This window comes from Mesorhizobium escarrei (assembly GCF_935825525.1).
Lineage (GTDB): Bacteria > Pseudomonadota > Alphaproteobacteria > Rhizobiales > Rhizobiaceae > Mesorhizobium > Mesorhizobium escarrei.
In genome coordinates, this window is record NZ_CAKXZT010000119.1 from 163,475 (window position 1) to 180,353 (window position 16,879).

Below are 16,879 nucleotides of genomic sequence, written 5' to 3' on the forward strand. Positions count from 1 at the left end.
CAGCTCCGGCTGTGACGCTGCAAGCGCTCTATTCCAGCCAATCAGGCAGCGAATCCAGCCCGATCAACTCGTCATAGGTCTGGCGCCGGCGCACGACATGGAAACGGTCGCCGTCGACCAGCACTTCCGGCACCAGCGGCCTGGTGTTGTAGGTGCCGGCCTGCACCGCGCCATAGGCGCCGGCTGTGGCGATGGCGATCAGGTCGCCGGCCTTGAGCCGCGGCAGGTCGCGGTCGAGGCCGAGATAGTCGCCGGTCTCGCAGACCGGGCCGACGACGTCGACCGTCATGCGCGGCGCTGCTGCCGGCTGCTGCACCACCGGCTTGATGTCATGGAAGGCGTCGTAAAGCGTCGGCCGGATCAGATCGTTCATCGCGGCGTCGACGACCAGGAAATTCTTGGCGTCGCCCCCCTTCACGAACATCACTTGCGAGACGAGGACACCGGCATTGCCGACGATCAGCCGGCCCGGCTCGAACATCACCTTCAGCCCGAGTTTGGCGACGTGCTTCCTGACGATCTGGGCGTAAGCGTCCGGCAAGGGAGGCGGGCTGTTGTCGACGCGGTACGGAATGCCGAGGCCGCCGCCGAGATCGATATGCTCGATGGCGTGCCCGTCGGCACGCAGCACGCCGACCAACTCTACCAGCAGCGCGAAGGCGTCGTCGAAGGGCTGCAATTCGGTGATCTGGCTGCCGATATGAGTGTCGATGCCGGTGACCCTGATGCCAGGCAGTTCAGTCGCGCGGGCATAGACCTGGCGCGCCTTCTGCCAGGGAATGCCGAACTTGTTCTCGGCCCTGCCGGTGGAGATCTTCTTGTGGGTCTTGGCATCGACATCCGGATTGATGCGCAGCGAGATCGACGCGACCTTGCCAAGTGCCGTGGCGCGGGCCGACAGCAATTCCAGTTCCGGCTCGGATTCGACGTTGAAGCAGAGAATGCCGGCCGAGAGCGCAAAATCCATTTCGCGCGCGGTCTTGCCGACGCCGGAAAACAGGATCTTGTCGGCCGGAATGCCGGCGGCCAGCGCGCGGCGCAATTCGCCTTCCGAGACCACGTCGGCGCCGGCGCCGAGTTTTGCAAGGATCTTTAGCACCGCCTGGTTGGAGTTCGCCTTCATGGCGTAGCAGACCAGCGCGTCGAGCCCGGCAAAGGCCTGCGCAAACACGCGGAAATGCCTGGTCAGCGTCGCCGTCGAATAGCAATAGAACGGCGTGCCGACGCTTGCGGCGATCTCTGATATCGCCACGTCCTCGGCATGCAGCACGCCGTCGCGGTAGTCGAAATGGTTCACGAGAGTGGTTCCGGAAGTTGGAGCACGATGAGATCGGCCGATCTCATCAGCGCTAGATCAACGGATCGAGAATGAACTTTTTGTCCTCGACCGGTTTTTCCGGCTCCGGCGGCACAGGCTGCTCTGCCTTTTGTGCGTCCTTGCGCGCCTGCACGGCCGCCTCATAGGGCGTATCGAGCCCGGCTTTCCTGCCGCAGGCCGTTACGGTTGCCAGCGCTGCCAGCAGCGCCAGCGTCACCAAAATCCTGCTTGCGGTCATCGATCCATCCGTCCGAAACTTTTGCCCGCCGCTTTTAGCCGAGTTTTTCCGGCATTGCACCTAGTGTGGTGGATTTTGAAGTTCCTGTCATTGATGGCATTCGCGCTAAGGAGCTTCAGATCCAAAACCACACTAGAATTCATGAATTAACTCGTGCGGCTTTTGAATCCGAAATTCGCTCGCCGCGCTGCTCCAACGTGAAGCGAATTTCGGATTCGCTGCACGAGCATCACGCACTCGCAATGTGCTTTTTCCAGTACCGGATCTGCTTCCTCACTTCCGACGGCGCGGTGCCGCCGAAGCTCGTGCGGCTCTTCACCGAGTTCTGCACGGCAAGCACGGAAAACACGTCCGCTGTGATGCCGGGGTGAATGGACTGCAAGTCTTCCAGCGGCAGCCTGTCGAGCCCGATCTTCCTCTCTTCGGCCAGCGCCACGGCGCGGCCGGTGACGTGGTGCGCCTCGCGGAACGGCAGACCGAGCGTGCGCACCAGCCAGTCGGCGAGATCGGTCGCCGTCGCATAGCCTGACCCGGCGGCCTTCTTCATGGCGGCGGCGTTCACCGTCATGTCGCGCACCATGCCGGTCATCGCCGCCAGCATCAGGTCGAGCGTCTCGGCGGCGTCGAACACGGATTCCTTGTCTTCCTGCATGTCCTTGCCGTAGGTCAGCGGCATGCCCTTCATCACCGTCAGCAGGCCGACCAGATGGCCGGTGACGCGGCCGGTCTTGCCGCGCACCAGCTCGGCGGCGTCTGGGTTCTTCTTCTGTGGCATGATCGAGGAGCCGGTGGAGAATGAGTCCGACAGCCTGACGAAGCCGAATTGCGGCGTCGACCAGATGATGATTTCTTCGGCCAGTCGCGACAGATGCGTCGCGCAGATCGCCGCCAGCCCCAAAAACTCGAGCGCGAAATCGCGGTCCGAAACGCTGTCGAGGGAATTGCGCATCGGCTCGCGAAAGCCGAGCGCCTTGGCCGTCTGGTGCCGGTCGATCGGAAAGCTGGTGCCGGCAAGCGCGGCCGCGCCGAGCGGGCTTTCGTCCATCCTTTCGATAGCGTCGCAAACACGCGACAGGTCGCGCGAAAACATTTCGACATAGGCCATGCAGTGATGGCCGAAGGTTACCGGCTGCGCCGCCTGCATGTGGGTGAAGCCCGGCATCACGGTCGCCGCATGCTCCTCGGCCCGCTCCAGGAATGCCATGATCAGGCTCTTCAGCGCTTCGGCGACGCGAAAGCACTCGTCCTTGACCCATAGCCTGAGATCGACCGCCACCTGGTCGTTGCGCGAACGGGCGGTATGCAGGCGGCCGGCAGCCGGCCCGATCAACTCGGCAAGGCGCGCCTCGACATTCATGTGGATGTCTTCCAGCCTGGTCGAGAACTCGAACGTGCCGGCTTCGATCTCTGCCAGGATCGTGTTCAGCCCGTGAGCGATTTTTTCTTGATCGGCCGCCGAAATAATGCCGGTTTGCGCCAGCATCTCGCTGTGGGCGATCGAGCCGCGGATATCCTGCGCATAGAGTTTGCGGTCGAACGAGATCGACGCGTTGATCGCTTCCATGATCGCGGCCGGACCCGAGGCAAAACGTCCGCCCCACATCTGGTTGCTGGCCTTCTTGTCGCTCATCGCTATAACCCGTGCTCCGGAGCAGTTTTAAAAAATGGCAGACGGCAATCGATTTTTCCCGGCCCCGCGCCTCATCCTCGCCGCTTTGGTGGCAGGCGTGCTTGCCGGTGCGGTCGCGGTATATGTCAGCGAAAGCGGTTCTGGCAACAACGCCCCCACGCAAGTCGCGGTTGGCGACAGCCAGGACGATGTCGCCTGCGCCGCCAAGGCCGACCGCGCCAAGACGGTCGCGGCGGCAGCCACCGGCCAGGTTGCAGCACTTTTGCCAGCCGATCCGCCGCAATCGCTGAAGGGCCTTGCCTTCAACGACCCCAACGGCGAGCCGATGGCGCTCGCCGACCATGCCGGCAAGACGGTGCTGCTCAATCTATGGGCGACATGGTGCGCGCCCTGCCGCGCCGAAATGCCGGCGCTCGACGCGCTGCAGAAAGAAATGGGCAGCGACGCCTTCGAGGTCGTCGCGGTCAACGTCGATGCCGGCAACGACGCCAAACCGAAGAAGTTCCTCGAGGAAACCGGCGTCAAGTCGCTCGGCTACTACCGCGACTCGACGATGGCGCTGTTCAACGATCTCAAGACGCGCGGCCTGGCGCTCGGCCTGCCGGTCACCATGCTGGTCGACGCGGAAGGCTGCCTGATTGCCCACATGAACGGCCCGGCAGAATGGTCGAGCCCCGACGCCAAGCGGCTGGTCGAGACGGCGCTCGGCACGTCGGACTAATGCATGTCGAGCAAAAGCATGCCCTCGGACTTGAACCGAGGGTGCGACGCGCTTTTAGGCGCCGCCGATTATTACCGATTTCCGTCGCCTTGTTCGTAAGCCGGCTTGGCAATTCCTTTCCACCGGCTCCTATTCGGAAGCGTGCGCAACTTTAAGTGGAGACCGAGTTCATCGATCCGCAACAAAACCGTTGTCCAATTGTCACGGGCGACACATATTGCCTTTGCGAGAGCGCCCCTTTCGCCAACGACAAACGGGAGATGAAACATGAAGTTCTTCGGCTTCGCGGCTGGTGCTGCCGCCACCTTGACCCTGCTTTCCACCACCTCCGCCTTCGCCGTCACGCAGATCAGCTGGTGGCACGCCATGACCGGCGCCAACGCCGAGGTCGTCGACAAGATCTCCAAGGATTTCAACGCCAGCCAGAGCGACTATGAGCTGGTCCCGGTGTTCAAGGGCACCTATCCCGAGACGCTGAATGCCGGCATCGCCGCCTTCCGCGCCGGACAGGCGCCAGATATCCTCCAGGTGTTCGATGTCGGCACCGGCGTGATGATGGCGGCCGAGGGTGCGATCAAGCCGGTGGCCGAAGTGATGACCGGTGCCGGGATGACCTTCGACAAGAGCCAGTATCTGCCCGGCATCGTCGGCTATTATTCGAAGCCGGACGGCACCATGCTGTCCTTCCCCTACAACTCCTCCTCACCGATCCTCTATTACAACAAGGATATCTTCCAGAAGGCCGGCCTCGACGTGAACAACCCGCCGAAGACCTGGAACGAGGTTTGGGAAGCCGCCAAGAAGATCAAGACGAGCGGCGCCGCCTCATGCGGCTATACCTCGACCTGGCTGACCTGGATCCATCTGGAGAATTTCGCGGCGTGGAACGATGTGTCCTGGGCCACCCAGCAGAACGGCCTCGCCGGCGGTGACGTCGAGCTCAAGATCAATGCGCCGATTTTCGTCAACCACTTCCAGGCGCTCGCGGATCTCGCCAAGGACGGCACCTTCAAATATGGCGGGCGCACCTCCGAAGCCAAGCAGATCTTCCTTGCCGGCGAATGCGGCATCTTCACCGAATCCTCAGGCGGCTTCGGCGACATCGTCAAGTCCGGCATGAACTATGGCATCGGCCAGCTTCCCTACGATAGCGACGCCAAGGGCGCGCCGCAGAACACCACGCCGGGCGGCGCCAGCCTGTGGGTGTTCGGCGCCAAGTCGGACGAGCAGTACAAGGGCGTCGCGGCGTTCTTTGCCTATTTGTCCAAGACCGATGTGCAGGAATATCTGCATCAGAAGTCGGGATACCTGCCAGTGACGCTCGCCGCCTACGAGGCGACCAAGAAATCGGGCTTCTATGACAAGAATCCCGGCCGCGAGACGCCCATCCTGCAGATGACCGGCAAGGCGCCGACCGACAACTCGAAGGGCGTGCGCCTGCCGAATCTGCCGCAGGTGCGCGATATCCAGAACGAGGAGTTGGAGAAGATGCTGGCCGGCCAGCAAACTGCTCAGCAGGCGCTTGACAACGCGGTCACGCGCGGCAACGCCGCGATCAAGGAAGCGCTGGAGAACTGACGAGGTTATCTCGGTCTGTTTGAACATCGCCCACGCGAGCTCGCGTGGGCGTCTCCTGAGATAGCGAGGGAAATCAGCCTGTCTCCACGCGTCGTATTTCCCAACAAGATCCTGCCCTACCTGCTGGTGGCGCCACAACTCGCCATAACACTGGTTTTCTTCTACTGGCCGGCCGGTCAGGCGCTTTACCAGTCGATGCTCAGACAGGATCCATTCGGGCTGAGGACCAGGTTCGTCTGGTTTGCCAATTTCCGCAAGGTGCTGGCCGACCCGGCCTACCTCAACTCGATCCAGGTCACCGTAGTGTTCTCGCTTGCGACCGCGATCGTTGCCATGGTCGTGGCCCTTTTGCTTGCGGTCATGGCCGAGAAGGCGGTGCGCGGCAAAGGCCTCTACCGCACGCTGTTGATATGGCCCTATGCCGTGGCGCCGGCGATTGCCGGCATGCTGTGGCTGTTTCTGTTCAATCCTTCGATCGGCTCGTTGGCCTATGTGTTGAGAAGCCTCGGCATCGCATGGGATCCGCTGCTCAACGGCACCCACGCCATGATCCTGCTGGTGTCGGCCGCTGCCTGGAAGCAGATCAGCTACAATTTCCTGTTCTTCGTCGCCGGCCTGCAGGCGGTGCCGAAAACGCTGATCGAGGCGGCCGCCATGGATGGCGCCGGCGAGACCAAGCGCTTCTGGACCATCGTTTTCCCGCTGCTTGCGCCGACGACGTTTTTCCTGCTGGTCGTCAACACCGTCTACGCCCTGTTCGACACGTTCGGCATCGTTCATGCCGTCACCGGCGGCGGGCCTGGCAAGGCGACCGAGACGCTGGTCTACAAGGTCTATAATGACGGCTTCGTCAATCTGATCCTGGGTGACTCGGCGGCGCAGTCGGTCATCCTGATGGCCATCGTCATTGCGCTTACCGCCATCCAGTTCCGCTACGTGGAACGCAAAGTCCACTACGGGTGAGGGCAGCGATGATCGGTCAGTCCCCGCTCCGCACCTTCATCGCCCATGCCGTGCTGATCCTCGGCATATTGATCGTGGGTTTCCCGATCTACTACACTTTCGTTGCCTCGACACACACGCTTCAAACCATTCTCAGGCCGCCGCTGCCGCTGTTGCCCGGCGGCCAGCTCTGGAACAATTACAGCGAGGCGCTGTTCGGCGGCATTGGCCGCATCGGCGGTGTCAGCGTCGGCCAATTGCTCCTCAACACCACGATCATGGCGCTCGGCGTTGCGGTGGGAAAGATCTGCATCTCGATCCTGTCGGCCTATGCGATCGTGTTCTTCCGCTTTCCCCTGCGCATGACCTTCTTCTGGCTGATCTTCATCACCTTGATGCTTCCGGTGGAGGTGCGCATCCTGCCGACCTATAAGGTGATGGTCGATCTCGGCATGATCGACACCTATGCCGGCCTGATCATACCGCTGATCGCCTCGGCCACCGCGACGCTGCTGTTCCGCCAGTTCTTCATGACCATACCGGGCGAATTGGTCGAGGCGGCGCGCGTCGACGGCGCCGGGCCATGGCGCTTCTTCATCGATATTCTGCTGCCGGTGTCGCGCACCAACATCGCGGCGCTGTTCGTGATCCTCTTCATCTACGGCTGGACGCAGTATCTTTGGCCGCTGCTGGTCACCAACAGCAACGACATGAACACCATCGTCATCGCGTTGAGAAAGATGGTTTCCTTCGCCGATGCCGATACCGAATGGCACCTGGTCATGGTCACGGCGATGCTGGCCATCGTGCCGCCGATCCTGGTGGTGGTGCTGATGCAACGCTGGTTCGTGCGCGGCCTGGTCGAATCCGAAAAGTGAGAAGCTGATGGCGACCGTCGATCTAAAGGACGTGAAGAAGGTCTATCCCAGCGGCGTCGAAGCCGTGAAGGGGGTCTCCATCGCCATTCCCGACAAGGAGCTTTGCGTGCTGGTCGGCCCCTCCGGCTGCGGCAAGTCCACCCTGCTGAGGATGATCGCCGGGTTGGAGACCATTTCTGCCGGCACGGTCGCCATCGACGGCAAGGTGGTCAACGCCATCGGCCCGACCGAGCGCGACATCGCCATGGTGTTCCAGAACTATGCGCTCTACCCGCATATGAAAGTCTATGACAACATGGCCTATGGCCTGCGCAATCGCGGCACGCCGAAGGACGAGATCGACAGCAGGGTGCGTTCGACCGCCAAGGTGCTGGAGCTTTCGGCGCTGCTCGACCGGCGGCCGCGCGAGCTTTCCGGCGGCCAGCGCCAGCGGGTCGCAATGGGCCGCGCCATCGTGCGCAACCCGAAAGTCTTCCTGTTCGACGAGCCGCTCAGCAATCTCGATGCCAAATTGCGCGGCCAGATGCGGGTCGAGATCAAGAATTTGCAGCGCACGCTTGGCGTCACCTCGGTCTATGTCACCCACGACCAGCTCGAGGCGATGACGCTGGCCGACATCCTTGTCGTCATGAACGCCGGACTGGTCGAGCAAACGGGCGCGCCGCTCGACGTCTACGAAAAGCCGGCCTCGATCTTTGTCGCTTCCTTCATCGGCGCGCCGCCGATGAATCTTCTGGCGCTGACCGGAAGTTCCTCAGGCCCGATGCTGGCTGACGGCACCGCGATCGGCTTTGCGGCTCGCGAAACACCAGCCGTGACACTCGGTTTTCGCCCGGAAGATGCCGACGTCACCTTCAATGCGGAGGCACTGCCCGGTGCGCTCGTCCTGCCGGCGACAGTCGAGGCGGTCGAGCCGGTCGGTGCCGAAAGCTTTCTTCACTGTGTCGCAGCCGGCAGCCGTATCATCGTGCGCGTATCAGGGCGCGCCACCGCAAAGCCCGGCGACCAGTTGCGTGTCGTGGCCAAAGCCGAAAAGCTGCACTGGTTCGATCAGGCCGGAAAACGGGTCGATTGAAGTCGCCCTGTCATCCTGACCAGCGAACCGCGAGAGGCGCAAGACCGTTCAGGCAAACACATGCGCCTTGCCCGACACCGTCAGCCGGACGATCTCGCCAACCATCGGTGTGTCCATGCCCGGCTTGCGCAGGATCAAAGGCGTGTTGCCGATCGCGGCTGCGTCCGGCGGATCGGGACTATTCAAGAGCCGCACCGCGATGGTGCACATCGAGCCGGCGAATTCGGACTCCGTCACTTCGCCGAACAGCATGTCCGGCGTGCCCGACATGCCCTCGCGCGATGTCCGTTTCAGCAGTACCTGTTCCGGCCGCAGCATGATGCGGGCGACATCGCGCCGTTCGGTGCTGTCGACGGCGATGCGGCCGAGCGGCGAGTTGGCGAAACCGTCCGCGATCTTGGCCGGCAGGATGATGGCGTCGCCGAGGAATTCGGCGACCATCCGGTCCTTCGGTTTGAGATAGAGCTCGCGCGGCGTGCCGACCTGCGAGAATTTGCCGTCGCGCATCACCGCGACCTTGCTGGCAAAGGACAGCGCCTCGGCCTGGTCGTGGGTGACCAGGATCGTGGTGATGCCGGCGGTCTCCAGAAGCTCGGCCACCGCCTTGCGCATCGAGGCGCGCAAACCGGTGTCGAGCGCCGAGAACGGCTCGTCGAGCAGCATCAGCCGCGGCTTCATGGCCATGGCGCGGGCCAGCGCCACACGCTGCTGCTGGCCGCCGGAGAGCTCGTGCGGCCGGCGTTTCAGGATCGCCTTGTCGAGCCCGACGATATAGGCGAGTTCGACGATGCGCTCGGTGCGCCTGTCCTCGTGATGCCGCATGCCGAAGCCGATATTGGCGGCGATGCTCAGATGCGGGAACAGGGCGCCGTCCTGCGCCACCACGCCAATGCCGCGCCGATATGCCGGCACGGCGGCGCCGCCATTGGCCAGCACCTCGCCGTCGAGCACGATGCGACCCTGGTCCGGCGCTTCGAAGCCGGCGATCAGCCGCAGCAAGGTCGTCTTGCCGCAGCCGGACGGTCCGACGATCGCCGTGCGGCTGCCGCTAGCCACGCTGAGGTCGACGCCGGCCAGTGCGGCCACCGGGCCGTAGTGCTTGTGCACATCGGTGAGTTCGAGGAAGCTCATCGTCCGGCCATCCGCTTCGACTGGACATAGAGCAGCCAGGTCAGGGGCAGCGACATCGCCACCATGATGAGCGCGTAGGGTGCGGCGGAGGCATAGTCGATCTCGCCGCTGTGGGCCCAGAACGCCATCGCCAGCGTGCGGGTGCCGTTGGGCGCCAGCATCTGCGTGGCGGTCAACTCGTTCATAATGCCGAGCGCCACCAGCGCCATGCCTGCCGCTGCACCCGGCGCCGACAGGCGGATCGTCGTCGACCACAGCGCCTTGAGCGGCGACCGGCCGAGACTGGCGGCGGCGCGCTCGAGCTCGACCGGCGCCTGCGCGATCGACGCTCGCAGGCTGATCAGGGCGCGTGGCAGGAACATCAGCGCATAGGCAACGAGGATCGTGAACAGGGTCTGGTAGAGCGGCAGAGCGATGCGCACAGTGATGGTGACCAGCGCCAGCGCCACGACGACGCCGGGCAGCGAGCCGACGATGTAGTTGCAGCCCTCCAGAAGCCGCTGCAGCGGCCCCGGCGCGCGGATCGAGATCCAGGCCATCGGCATGGCGGCGATGGTGGCGAGCAGGGCGCCGGCGAGCGCCAGGAACAGGGTCTGGCCGAGCGCCAGGCCGATCTCGTCGAGGCGCCAGACATCGGCGCCGCCGGCTACAAGCCAGCGGCTGATGGTGACGAACGGCACGCCGAGCGCCAGCAGGGCGGTGACGACCGGCAGCAGCAGGCACGGGATGGTGGCGCGGCCGAGCCTTGTGCGTTGCTGCTGCCGCGCGGCGCCCGAGCCGACGCGGGCATAGCGCTCCTCGCCGCGCACCAGCACTTCGATCCCGAGCAGCACGAAACAGCATGTCACCAGCACCGCAGCCAGCATGTTGGCGGCAGGGCCGTTGAAGGTCGACTGGAACTGGTCGACGATCGCCGTGGTGAAGGTGTCGAAGCGGATGAACACGTAGAGGCCGTATTCCGCCAGGAGATGCAGGCCGACCAGCAGCGAGCCGCCGCAAATGGCGAGCCTGAGCTGCGGCAGCACCACCCGCCGGAACACGCGCCACGGCCCAAGGCCGACGGCTGCCGCGGCATCTTCGAGAGCGGGATCGAGCCGGCGCAAGGCTGCTGCCACCGGCAGATAGAGGAACGGGAAATAGGCGACGACGGAAACCAGAACGCCGGCCCACAGCCCATGCAGTCCCGGCACCAGAGTGATCCAGGCGTAGCTGTGGACGAAGGCGGGGATGGCCAGCGGCGCCACCGACAGCCAGGCCCACAGGCGGGCACCGGGAAGGCTGCTGCGTTCGGTCAGCCAGGCCAGCGCCACCGAGAGCACGATGCAGATCGGTACCGCCAGCACCACCAAAAGCAGGGTGTTGGCCAGAAGTTCGCCGACGCGCGGCCGGAAGACCAGTGCCGATACGCTTTCCCAGCCGGTCTGCACGGCAATCCAGATGATGAAGGCGAGCGGCAGCAGCGAGAAAAGTGAGACCAGGATGGCGGCGAGCGAAATCCAGGATAGCCGCCGGCGCGTCCATAGCCCAGCCGCCATGCCGGTCGGTGAACGTGCAAGTTCGGCCGCAGACTGCATCAGCTCAGACGCCGAGCCGTTGCCGCCCGGTGGCGGTAACGATCGAAGGGCCGCAAACACGGCCAAAAATGCAGCTTGTCGTCATCGACGAATGCCACCTCGAAAAACAGAGCGCTCCTGCGGAAAGCGAATTCCCGCAGAAGCGCAGTCGGTTGCCGTTTTAGGACGAACGCGAACTAAAGCAAGCCGGCTGCCGTCATCAGGTCGGTCACCTTCTTGGAGTTCAGCGTCGTCGCGTCGACCTTCGGCGCCTGCAGATCGGCCAGCGGCACCAGCGCCGGATTGGAATCCGCGCCCTTGCCGACCGCGTATTCGAAGGAATTGCCGGTCTTCAGCACGTCCTGACCACCCTTGCCGGTCACCCATTTCAGGAAGGCCCGGGCTTCCTTCTGGTGCTTGCTGGAGGCCAGCACGCCACCGCCGGAAACCGAGACGAACGCGCCCGGATCCTGGTTCTTGAAATAGTGGAGCCCGATGTTCTTGCTGTTCTCGCCGGTCTTGGCCTGGTCGCCGTAGTAGTAATAGTGATAGATCACGCCGCCTTCGATCTCGCCGGCATTGACCGCCTTCATCACCGTGCTGTTGCCTTTGTAGGCGGTGAAATTCTCCTTCATCGCCTTCAGCCAGTCGGCCGTTGAGGCCTCACCCTTGAGCTGCAAAAGCGCGCTGACGATCGCCTGGAAATCGGCGCCGGACGGCGAAGCGGCCCAGCGTCCCTTCCAGCTCGGATCGGCGAGTTCAAGCAGCGACTTGGGCAACTGCTCGGTGGTCAGCTTGGTCTTGTTGTAGGCAAAGACGGTGCTGCGCGCAGCGATGCCCACCCACTTGCCGCTGGCCGGCTGGTACTCCTTGGGAATCTGCGCCAGCGTGTCGGCGTCGACCGGCGCGAACAGGCCGGCGGATTCTACCAGCACCATGGCGGGAGAATTTTCCGTCAGGAACACATCGGCCGGCGAGGCGGCGCCTTCGGCGACGATCTGGTTGGAGAAATCGCTGTCACCGCCGTGACGAACGGTCACGTTGATGCCGGTTTCCTTGGTGAAACCTTCCACCCAGGCATTGGTCAGGCTCTCATGCTGGGCATTGTAAACGACGATGCCGCCGTCCTGGGCCATCGCCGGGCCGGCGACCAGGCTGATTGCAAGTGCCGTGGCACCGGCAAGGGCCGAAAGAGCAATTTTCATGGACGTCATCCCTCTCGATCTCGATGGTCTTGATTTAACAAGGCTGCACCTATCAATTCATGACCGGTGTAGTCAACATTGATGAGCTGCGCAATTGGGCGCCGGAGGTGAAACCTTCGTGATGTTCCCATATTTTGGCTTGGACATTATTTCTCCGGCACGTAACAAATCAGCGCCGTGGCGCGAATATCGGGGAGTGAACTCTTGTGACCGGCAAGGACGAGGCCGAGCTTTCCCGGCTGATGCAGGCCGCGATCGCGGGAGATGAAAAAGCTTACGCCGACTTTCTGCGCCGGACGGCTGCTCTCGTTCGCGGCTTTATCAGGCGCAAGATCGTGCAGGGCGGGGTCGATCCCGAGGATGTCGTGCAGGAAACCTTGCTGGCCATTCATGTGAAACGGCATACCTGGCGGCAGGATTTACCTGTGCTGCCCTGGGTCTACGCCATAGCGCGTTTCAAGCTGATCGACGCCTTTCGACGGCGCGGGCGGCGCGTCGAGATCGAGATCGACGAGATCGCCGAGACCTTTGCCGAGCCGGAGGCCGAGACAGTCAGCGGGCGCGACATCAACCGGGCCCTGGACGGGCTGCCGCCGGCGCAGCGTTCGGTGGTTTCGTCGGTGTCGGTCGAAGGCCGTTCCATTGGTGAAACGGCAGCGAAGTTCGGCATCAGCGAGACGGCGGTGCGCGTGTCGCTGCATCGTGGTCTCGCAGCCATTGCCAAACGGTTCGCGGCAAAGCAGTTCGGGCGAGAATGACATGAGGACAGACGATCTCATCAAGGCGCTCGACGCCGATGCCCGCAGCACGGCGATGCCGCTTGGCTCGGCCTGGTGGATAGGCGCAGGTGCGGCTACGCTGATCGCGGCGGTCGTGTTCTGGCTGGCGATCGGCCCACGCACTGACATCGCCACCGCCATCCATACGATGCGCTTCCTTGCCAAGTTCGTCTTCACGATGGCGCTGGCGGTCAGCGCCTTCGCCTTGAGCCGCGCCCTGTCGACACCCGGTGCATCGACGAGCAGGAGGGCGGCCTGGATGATTGCCGCACCGCTGCTGGTGGCCGTGGCGGTGGTTCTGGAGCTCTTTTCCGTGCCTGCGGCCGACTGGGGCAGGCGGCTGGTCGGCAGCAACATGCTTATCTGCCTAACCTTCATTCCGCTGATCGGCATCGGTCCGCTTGCCATCTTCCTGGCGGTGCTGCGCTATGGCGCGCCGACGCGGCCGGTGCTTGCCGGAGCCGTGGCGGGCCTGCTCGCCGGCGGGCTGGCGGCAACTTTCTATGCCGCGCACTGCTTTGACGACTCGCCGCTTTTCGTCGCTACCTGGTACACGATCGCGATTGCCATCCTCGGCGCGCTCGGCGCGCTCGGCGGGCGGCTTTTCGTGCGCTGGTAGCGGCCGGCCGCTACCGGAGACCGTATGCTCTAACGTCAAAACGCATTCATTTCTGAACGACCTGGTTCGACCCTTCTCGGCCTTTCGTTCGGAGAACTTCTACAGCAAGCCCTGACCCAACGGTGACATTCATTGTCCGCGTTGCGAATGGCAGCAATGCGCCAAAAACCGGTCGCTCAGCAGAGGTACGATCGCCGTCCGCTTCTGGCGCGACCTGCTCGTTCTGGCAGATGAGCCGAACGGCAGCGTCGCCGTGTGACGTTCGCGACATTCGCATCGCGGCCGCTTCAAACGGCTTGTTGTCGTCTTATTTGGTGTTGGAGCAAGCTATCGTGTTAAGATCGCTGGTCGGCACCGTGCTACCTTTAGGGCAACGCGGCTGCAAGTGCCGGTTCGTACGCATGAGTATACTGCCAAGCTGACCGCAGAAGACAATGCAAAGATTTTCTTGCCGCAGATTTTCGCAAAAGCAAGGAGACGTTCATGAGCGCAAGTGGCCGATATCTCCGGAGCCTGGTGGCATGCATGCTTGCCTGTGTCTTCTGGGTGGATACCGCTTCAGCGCAGTCGAGTAACGCCGGCTGTACGTTCGAACTGGTAGCAGGTACGTCCCGACAAATTCTGAGATGCCGGGAAGGCCTTATTATCATTGCGGAAGATGGCGCTCGTTTTGCACTGGTGGACCGTGATCGAAATGGTAGTGCCGATGCGGTCAGATTACGGCGCAAGGCGCTGTTGCTCGATGCTCCAGCCGGCAGGGTCAGGGGTGGCTTCGCTGTCGTCACCCCGCAGGCGATCGCCGCGGTGCGAGGTACAAAATGGGCAGTCGACGTTGCCCGAGGTAAGACGTCTGTTTTCGTCGTCAAAGGTCGCGTCGCCGTGCAAAGGCCGGCGTCCAATGCTGGCGTAGTCCTCGGTCCGGGCGAAGGCGTCGATGTGGAAGCCGGAACAGGCACACTGACGGTCAAGCGCTGGCCCGCCGCACGTGTTTCGGCTTTGATGGCCCGTTTCGGTCAGTAAGCTAAATGAGCGAGCGAGCGCTTCAGACGCTGATCGCGCTCGTTCTGGCGGGTCTTTGGGGAGCCGGCCTTGGCTTTGCGCACTGGCGCGGCAACACGTGGTCCCTCGATCGCGTCGAAGCAACGATGACGGATCTTCGAACGCTTGTTCGGGGAACGGCAAAGCCGCCGGACCTGATTACCATTGTCGCAATAGACGACGAAGCGGTCCGAAACGAGGGCCGCTATCCCCTCAGCCGCGCCACGCTTGCCCGGATTGTCGATACGATAGCTCGCTTTGGACCGAAAGCCATTGCGGTCGACGTGCTGCTGGTCGATCCCGGGAAAAAAGGTGATGATGAGGCGCTCGCGCGTTCGCTGCGTGGGACTTCAAGCGTAATCGCTGCTGCAGCGGTCTACTCGGGAGGCAAACAATCGATTGCAGCCGAGGGCGATGGCCCTCTCGCCCGAGTGCCGAATGCCCAGCGGTTTCTGTGGCCCCTGAAAGCGTTCTCGGATATCGCCGCTGTCGGCGTCGTGAACGTGGTTACCGACTGGACGGGAACGCCTCGGTTCGTCCCGTTGCTGTTTCGGGCCGGAGATCGGACGGAAGCGTCTTTCTCCCTGCGCGTTGCCGCCATGGCGGTGGGAGAGGATCCGGGAATTGCGCCCGACTATCTATCTCTGGGCGGACGGCGGATTCGGACGGACATTGGTCACATACTCCCTCTGACATTCTATGGCCCCCGCGGCACGATCCGCACGATCAGCGCCACGACGGTGCTGGGGGGCCAAGTCGATGGCGGCATTATTCGGGATCGAATTGTTGTGATCGGAGCAACTGCAACCGGCGCCGGCGATGTTTTCCCGACACCGTTTGATCCCGTGCTCCCAGGCGTCGAGGTCATGTCGACGGCCATTGCCCATCTGATGACCGGCGACGGCTTAGTGCGAGATCAGTACGTTCGCCTTGCAGATGCCGGCTTTGCAGTGGTGCTGCCAGTGGTTCTTGTGGGGCTGTTGGCATGGCGTCGCAACGCCATCGGCCTTGCAGCGATCGTCGGCGTGGTTGTGATCTGGTTCGTGGTCAATATGACCGCATTCTCACAGCATATCTGGCTGAGCGCGGCGTTGCCGATGGCCGCCGCCGTTCCGCCAGCTATTTTGTTCGGGGCCGCGCAGCTTTGGTTGGGCAGGAACCAGGCCCAGTATTTCGCCACGCAGAGCGAATTGCTTCAACGAGTTCAGGCCCCGGGCTTTGCGGGGTGGCTTGCGAAGCATGGCGACTTTCTCCTGGAACCTGTCCGGAGGGACGCCGCCATCATATTCATTGACCTGTCCGGTTTCACCGGACTGAGCGAAACATTGGGGCCGAACGCCACACGCGAACTTTTGAACACGTTCCATGCGTTGGTGGACGAAGAGGTGACAAGCTGCGGTGGCGTTGTCACGAATTTCATGGGCGACGGAGCCATGATCCTGTTCGGTCTACCGGAAGCAGCGACAGATGATGCCTTCAATGCTGCCCGCTGCTGCGCAGCGCTCTCCAGCCGTACCAACAACTGGCGCGTCTCGTTGCCCGCATCAACTGCATCTAGGCTCGGCTTCAAGATCGGAGCGCATTACGGAACAATCGTTGCGTCGAGACTCGGTGGCAAACGCCGTCAGCACATCGCGACTACGGGTGATACGGTTAACGTCGCCAGTCGCTTGATGGAGATCGCGGCCGACCAAAATGCCGAAGTCGCGGTGAGCGACAAAATGCTGCAAGTCGCCGGCCGCGACTGCGAGTTGTTCAAATCTGGTGCTCTAAGAGGACCTGTGGAAGCACAGGTCCGCGGGCGTTCAGGCTCGCTCGCAATCTGGCTGTGGCAGAGTTCGCAGACGCTGTAGGATACCGGGCCCCTTGAACAATGATGGTACCGGAATGTCTGAATGGCGCCCGTTTGGCCGCGACACTTCAAATCCTGCCTGAGGCCTCGGCCAACCGAACGGGAGATTCTGAAAAAATCCGCATTGATGGAAGGCAGCTTCGGGTCATGGGCGTGAATTCGGCCGGGGGCGAACGAGCTTCCGCTTAGTTAGGGTCGTATCAGGCTGTAGCGCGAACGGCAGGTTTGGAGAAACGCAATGAAGGTCGGCAAATGGCGCTGCCTGCTCGTTCCGATTGGCGAGGCGGAGGGCAGAAAACACCCATCTCGGCCGTTGGCGGCA

15 protein-coding genes are annotated in these 16,879 nt (G+C 62.8%); 9 read left to right on the forward strand and 6 right to left on the reverse strand.

The annotated features are described in order from the left end of the window. Positions 1–28 precede the first annotated feature (28 nt). From lysA to argH, 3 genes are all read right to left on the reverse strand, one after another. The gene (lysA, locus tag NMG80_RS12210) at positions 29–1,297 is read right to left on the reverse strand and encodes a diaminopimelate decarboxylase (RefSeq protein ID WP_254018313.1); all 1,269 of its coding nucleotides are present in this window, start codon (positions 1,295–1,297) and stop codon (positions 29–31) included. A gap of 52 nt (positions 1,298–1,349) precedes the next feature. Next, on the reverse strand, positions 1,350–1,556 hold the full coding sequence (locus tag NMG80_RS12215; RefSeq protein ID WP_254018314.1) for a lipoprotein: 207 nt from the start codon (positions 1,554–1,556) through the stop codon (positions 1,350–1,352). A 229-nt stretch (positions 1,557–1,785) separates the two neighbouring features. Next, positions 1,786–3,186 carry an argininosuccinate lyase gene (gene argH, locus NMG80_RS12220; protein WP_254018315.1) on the reverse strand — a complete coding sequence of 467 codons (1,401 nt, stop codon included), beginning with the start codon at positions 3,184–3,186 and terminating at the stop codon, positions 1,786–1,788. A gap of 34 nt (positions 3,187–3,220) precedes the next feature. Here argH and tlpA point away from each other — a divergent pair, with 34 nt between their 5' ends. The 5 genes from tlpA (at position 3,221) to NMG80_RS12245 (ending at position 8,380) form a co-directional block, all read left to right on the forward strand. After that, positions 3,221–3,907, forward strand: coding sequence for a thiol:disulfide interchange protein TlpA (gene tlpA / locus NMG80_RS12225; protein ID WP_254018316.1), 687 nt, complete (start codon positions 3,221–3,223; stop codon positions 3,905–3,907). Between the two features lie 267 nt (positions 3,908–4,174). After that, entirely contained in the window at positions 4,175–5,485 is a 1,311-nt protein-coding gene (ugpB, locus tag NMG80_RS12230) for a sn-glycerol-3-phosphate ABC transporter substrate-binding protein UgpB (protein WP_254018317.1), read from the forward strand. Between the two features lie 78 nt (positions 5,486–5,563). Further along, positions 5,564–6,448 (forward strand): sn-glycerol-3-phosphate ABC transporter permease UgpA, encoded by an 885-nt coding sequence (ugpA, locus tag NMG80_RS12235; RefSeq protein WP_254018383.1) that lies wholly within the window; start codon positions 5,564–5,566, stop codon positions 6,446–6,448. A gap of 8 nt (positions 6,449–6,456) precedes the next feature. Next, on the forward strand, positions 6,457–7,305 hold the full coding sequence (gene ugpE / locus NMG80_RS12240) for a sn-glycerol-3-phosphate ABC transporter permease UgpE (protein WP_254018318.1): 849 nt from the start codon (positions 6,457–6,459) through the stop codon (positions 7,303–7,305). Between the two features lie 7 nt (positions 7,306–7,312). Continuing rightward, positions 7,313–8,380, forward strand: coding sequence for a sn-glycerol-3-phosphate import ATP-binding protein UgpC (locus tag NMG80_RS12245; RefSeq protein WP_254018319.1), 1,068 nt, complete (start codon positions 7,313–7,315; stop codon positions 8,378–8,380). Between the two features lie 48 nt (positions 8,381–8,428). On the opposite strand, the gene NMG80_RS12250 is transcribed toward NMG80_RS12245, so the two are convergent. From NMG80_RS12250 to NMG80_RS12260, 3 genes are all read right to left on the reverse strand, one after another. Continuing rightward, the gene (locus NMG80_RS12250; protein WP_254018320.1) at positions 8,429–9,511 is read right to left on the reverse strand and encodes an ABC transporter ATP-binding protein; all 1,083 of its coding nucleotides are present in this window, start codon (positions 9,509–9,511) and stop codon (positions 8,429–8,431) included. Beyond that, positions 9,508–11,085 carry an ABC transporter permease gene (locus NMG80_RS12255; protein ID WP_254018321.1) on the reverse strand — a complete coding sequence of 526 codons (1,578 nt, stop codon included), beginning with the start codon at positions 11,083–11,085 and terminating at the stop codon, positions 9,508–9,510. The genes NMG80_RS12250 and NMG80_RS12255 overlap by 4 nt, the downstream gene beginning before the upstream one ends. Before the next feature lie 176 nt (positions 11,086–11,261). Further along, positions 11,262–12,269 (reverse strand): iron ABC transporter substrate-binding protein, encoded by a 1,008-nt coding sequence (locus NMG80_RS12260; protein ID WP_254018322.1) that lies wholly within the window; start codon positions 12,267–12,269, stop codon positions 11,262–11,264. Between the two features lie 206 nt (positions 12,270–12,475). Here NMG80_RS12260 and NMG80_RS12265 point away from each other — a divergent pair, with 206 nt between their 5' ends. The 4 genes from NMG80_RS12265 (at position 12,476) to NMG80_RS12280 (ending at position 16,558) form a co-directional block, all read left to right on the forward strand. Then, positions 12,476–13,027, forward strand: a complete 552-nt coding sequence (locus NMG80_RS12265) for a sigma-70 family RNA polymerase sigma factor (RefSeq protein ID WP_254018323.1) — start codon at positions 12,476–12,478, stop codon at positions 13,025–13,027. A 1-nt stretch (position 13,028) separates the two neighbouring features. Next, on the forward strand, positions 13,029–13,667 hold the full coding sequence (locus NMG80_RS12270; RefSeq protein ID WP_254018324.1) for an NrsF family protein: 639 nt from the start codon (positions 13,029–13,031) through the stop codon (positions 13,665–13,667). Positions 13,668–14,150: 483 nt separating this feature from the next. Then, positions 14,151–14,687 (forward strand): FecR domain-containing protein, encoded by a 537-nt coding sequence (locus NMG80_RS12275; protein ID WP_254018325.1) that lies wholly within the window; start codon positions 14,151–14,153, stop codon positions 14,685–14,687. Positions 14,688–14,692: 5 nt separating this feature from the next. Continuing rightward, positions 14,693–16,558, forward strand: a complete 1,866-nt coding sequence (locus tag NMG80_RS12280) for a CHASE2 domain-containing protein (RefSeq protein WP_254018326.1) — start codon at positions 14,693–14,695, stop codon at positions 16,556–16,558. The last annotated feature ends 321 nt before the right edge of the window (positions 16,559–16,879 follow it).

Excerpts from the sequence above, each read along its gene's own strand:
- NMG80_RS12215 (WP_254018314.1), bottom strand. The coding sequence starts at position 1,556 with ATGACCGCAAGCAGGATTTTGGTGACGCTGGCGCTGCTGGCAGCGCTG.
- argH (WP_254018315.1), bottom strand. The coding sequence starts at position 3,186 with ATGAGCGACAAGAAGGCCAGCAACCAGATGTGGGGCGGACGTTTTGCC.
- tlpA (WP_254018316.1), top strand. The coding sequence starts at position 3,221 with ATGGCAGACGGCAATCGATTTTTCCCGGCCCCGCGCCTCATCCTCGCC.
- ugpB (WP_254018317.1), top strand. The coding sequence starts at position 4,175 with ATGAAGTTCTTCGGCTTCGCGGCTGGTGCTGCCGCCACCTTGACCCTG.
- ugpE (WP_254018318.1), top strand. The coding sequence starts at position 6,457 with ATGATCGGTCAGTCCCCGCTCCGCACCTTCATCGCCCATGCCGTGCTG.
- NMG80_RS12245 (WP_254018319.1), top strand. The coding sequence starts at position 7,313 with ATGGCGACCGTCGATCTAAAGGACGTGAAGAAGGTCTATCCCAGCGGC.
- NMG80_RS12250 (WP_254018320.1), bottom strand. The coding sequence starts at position 9,511 with ATGAGCTTCCTCGAACTCACCGATGTGCACAAGCACTACGGCCCGGTG.
- NMG80_RS12255 (WP_254018321.1), bottom strand. The coding sequence starts at position 11,085 with ATGCAGTCTGCGGCCGAACTTGCACGTTCACCGACCGGCATGGCGGCT.
- NMG80_RS12260 (WP_254018322.1), bottom strand. The coding sequence starts at position 12,269 with ATGAAAATTGCTCTTTCGGCCCTTGCCGGTGCCACGGCACTTGCAATC.
- NMG80_RS12270 (WP_254018324.1), top strand. The coding sequence starts at position 13,029 with ATGAGGACAGACGATCTCATCAAGGCGCTCGACGCCGATGCCCGCAGC.
- NMG80_RS12275 (WP_254018325.1), top strand. The coding sequence starts at position 14,151 with ATGAGCGCAAGTGGCCGATATCTCCGGAGCCTGGTGGCATGCATGCTT.
- NMG80_RS12280 (WP_254018326.1), top strand. The coding sequence starts at position 14,693 with ATGAGCGAGCGAGCGCTTCAGACGCTGATCGCGCTCGTTCTGGCGGGT.